Raw genomic sequence first — 3168 nt, 5'->3', positions numbered from 1 at the left:
GCAACCAGCTCACCGTCATTTCCGGGGTCAGCGGCAGCGGCAAGAGCACCCTGGCTTTTGATCTGATCTTCGGTGAGGGCCAGCGGCGTTATCTGGAATCGCTCAACGCCTATGCCCGTCAGTTCGTGCAGCCTTCGGCTCGCCCGGACGTGGATGCCATTTATGGCATTCCGCCCGCCGTCGCCATCGAGCAGCGCACCAGCCGTGGCGGGCGCAAGAGTACCCTCGGCACCCTGACCGAGATCCATCACTATCTGCGGCTGCTCTACGTCAAGTTGGGCACCCAGCACTGCCCGGACTGCAACGTGCCGATTGAACCGCAGACCCAGGCCGCCATTTTGGCGCGGGTGCACAAGGACTATCGGGATCAGACGGTGACTCTGCTGGCACCCATGGTGGTGGCCCGCAAAGGCATCTATCGCGAGCTGGCCGAGTGGGCCGCCACACGAGGCTATGAGCGCCTGCGCGTGGACGGCGACTGGCAGCCTACGGCGGACTGGCCAGTGCTGGACCGTTATAAAGAACACAATATCGAACTGCCGGTGGCCGAACTGCCAGTGCAGCCGGAGACTGAACAGGCACTGAAAGCAGGATTGGAACAGACGCTTAAACTGGGCAATGGCATCGTCATCGTGGCCCCGGTCGACAACGGGGCCGGCGAGCGCCTGTTCTCCACCGAGCGGGCCTGCCCGGGCTGCGGGCGCGGCTTCGACGAACTGGACCCGCGCCTGTTTTCCTACAACTCCAAGCATGGCTGGTGTCACAGTTGTTACGGTACAGGACAGACCATCAAGGGCTTTGACGAGGAACAGACGGGCGAAGAGGGCACCTGGCAACCCGCTGAAGAGGATGGGAAGACAGGCAGCACGGAGACCACCTGCAAATCCTGCGACGGCCAGCGGCTCAACCCCACTGCACTGGCTGTACGGTTCCGGGGCCGCTCCATTGCCGAACTGGCGGCCATGCCGGTGGACGCCGCCGAGCAGTGGTGCGAAAGCCTGGAGCTGAATACCCACGAAGCCGCCATTGCGCGGGATCTGCTCTCCGAGATGAAAAACCGCCTGCATTTCCTGCAAAAGGTCGGTCTCGACTATCTCAGTCTGGATCGAGCCGCTCCTACCCTGAGCGGCGGCGAAGCGCAGCGCATTCGCCTGGCGGCGCAACTGGGCTCCAGCCTGCAGGGCGTGGCCTATGTACTGGACGAGCCCACCATCGGCCTACACACACGAGACAACCGCCGGCTGATCGAGACCCTGCGCGAGCTGCAGCAGCAGGGCAATACCGTGATTGTGGTCGAACACGATGAAGACACCATCCGTGAGGCCGATCACATTATCGACATGGGTCCGCGTGCCGGCATCAACGGTGGCGAGGTGGTGGCCTATGGCAACCTCGACCATATCCTGCACAGCGAGCGCTCACTGACCGGCCGGATGCTGGCCGAACCATTGCGCCATCCCTTGCCGGAGCTGCGCAACGGCGAAATGCGCGGCCTGTGGGAACCGGAAATACTGCATATCCGGGGCGCCACGCAGAACAATCTGCGCAATCTGAACGCCAAAATACCGCTGCGCCAACTGGTCGCCATAAGCGGCGTCAGCGGCAGCGGCAAGAGTACGCTGATCCGCGGGGTGCTGTATCCGAACTTGAAGCAGGCCATCGCCCGCCGGCCCAAACAGGCGCCGGTATGGGACGGCGTCACCGAGATCAACGGCTGGGACAGCATCGACCGCGTACTGGAAGTGGACCAGACCCCTATTGGCAAAACGCCGCGCTCCTGCCCGGCCACCTACATTGGCATTTGGGACACCATCCGCAAACTCTTTGCCGGCACCGTGGACGCCCGCCTGCGCGGTTACACCCCAGCGCGGTTTTCCTTCAACGCCGGTGACGGCCGCTGCGACGCCTGCGGCGGCCAGGGCGAGCAGAAAATTGAAATGAACTTCCTGCCCGATGTGCGGGTGCCTTGTGATGTCTGCCACGGCTGGCGCTTCAACGATGAAACGCTCAGTGTGCAGTACAAGGGCAAGCAAATTGGCGAAGTGCTGGCGATGAACATCGACGAAGCCGTCGACTTCTTTGCCCCGATCAGCAAGGTGCACCATGCCCTGCGCCTGCTGCAGGATGTCGGTCTCGGCTACCTGACCCTCGGCCAGCAAAGCCCCACCTTGAGCGGCGGCGAGGCCCAGCGCATCAAACTGGTGGCCGAACTCAGCAAGGCCAATATGACCCCGGAAGACAACAAGGGAAGGCGGAGTCAACACAACCTCTACGTCCTCGACGAACCCACCGTCGGCCTGCACATGGCAGACGTGGACAAACTACTCCACGTACTGCACCGGCTGGTCGACGCCGGCAACTCCGTACTGGTGATTGAACACAACCTCGACGTCATCGCCGAAGCCGACTGGGTGATTGATATGGGGCCGGAAGGAGGATCAGCAGGCGGGAAGGTGATAGCGCAGGGCGCGCCGAAGACGCTGATTAAAAGGAAGAAGTCTTATACCGGGCGGTATTTGGGGGAGTTGTTGGGGTGAGGACAACCCGGCGTTTCAGGTATGACAGTAACGCCGACCGCAAGCTCGCTCTACTTAGAACGAGGGTGCCCTCATACCGCCTCAGGTTTCTTTGCCAAACCGAACTCATGACTTGAGTCAACCTATTGCCGACATGTCCACTGTAAAGTGGGAGCCCCAACATTAGGAGACTCTCATGAATTATCTGCTGAAGAATCTTAAAGACCTTGGTCCGCACCTGATCGGCCTGCGCAAGGAGCGCACCGATGTCTACGATGCCTTTCAGGAATTGGGCAAAAAGGTCTATGTCGATGGCGAACTGTCGCATGCACAGAAGGAACTGATTGCCATGGCCATCTCCATTGCCACCAAATGCGATCCCTGTATTGCCCACCATGCAAGGGCGCTGGCCAAGATGGATGTGTCCCGCGAGGCTTATCAGGAAATGCTGGAAGTGGTCATTCAGATGGGTGGCGGCCCCGGGCTGATGAAATCCGGCGAGGCCATGGCGATCTTTGATGAAGTGCGGGCTGGCGGTTGATCAGATTGCCGGCGAGAATCAACGCTGCTCCCAAAGCCAGGAAACCGTCCAGTTGGTCATCGTATAGCGCATAGCCCACCAGGGCGATCAGTGGCAGGCGCAGAAAATCCA

General features: G+C 60.9%; 2 protein-coding genes. Both read left to right on the top strand.

All coding sequences use genetic code 11. The features are described from left to right. Positions 1-2537, top strand: a 2537-nt coding sequence (gene uvrA / locus LAT62_RS16255) for an excinuclease ABC subunit UvrA (protein ID WP_293386277.1), incomplete at its 5' end; no start/stop codon positions are given. Positions 2538-2712: 175 nt separating this feature from the next. Next, positions 2713-3057, top strand: coding sequence for a carboxymuconolactone decarboxylase family protein (locus tag LAT62_RS16250; RefSeq protein WP_293386275.1), 345 nt, complete (start codon positions 2713-2715; stop codon positions 3055-3057). The last annotated feature ends 111 nt before the right edge of the window (positions 3058-3168 follow it).

This window comes from Natronospirillum sp., from assembly GCF_022565775.1.
GTDB lineage: Bacteria > Pseudomonadota > Gammaproteobacteria > Pseudomonadales > Natronospirillaceae > Natronospirillum.
Note: the sequence above shows the minus strand (reverse complement) of the source record. Positions and strands in the feature narration are given on the sequence as shown.

Bases quoted from the DNA above. Each gene is read 5' to 3' on its own strand.
- LAT62_RS16250 (WP_293386275.1), top strand. From the start codon at position 2,713: ATGAATTATCTGCTGAAGAATCTTAAAGACCTTGGTCCGCACCTGATC.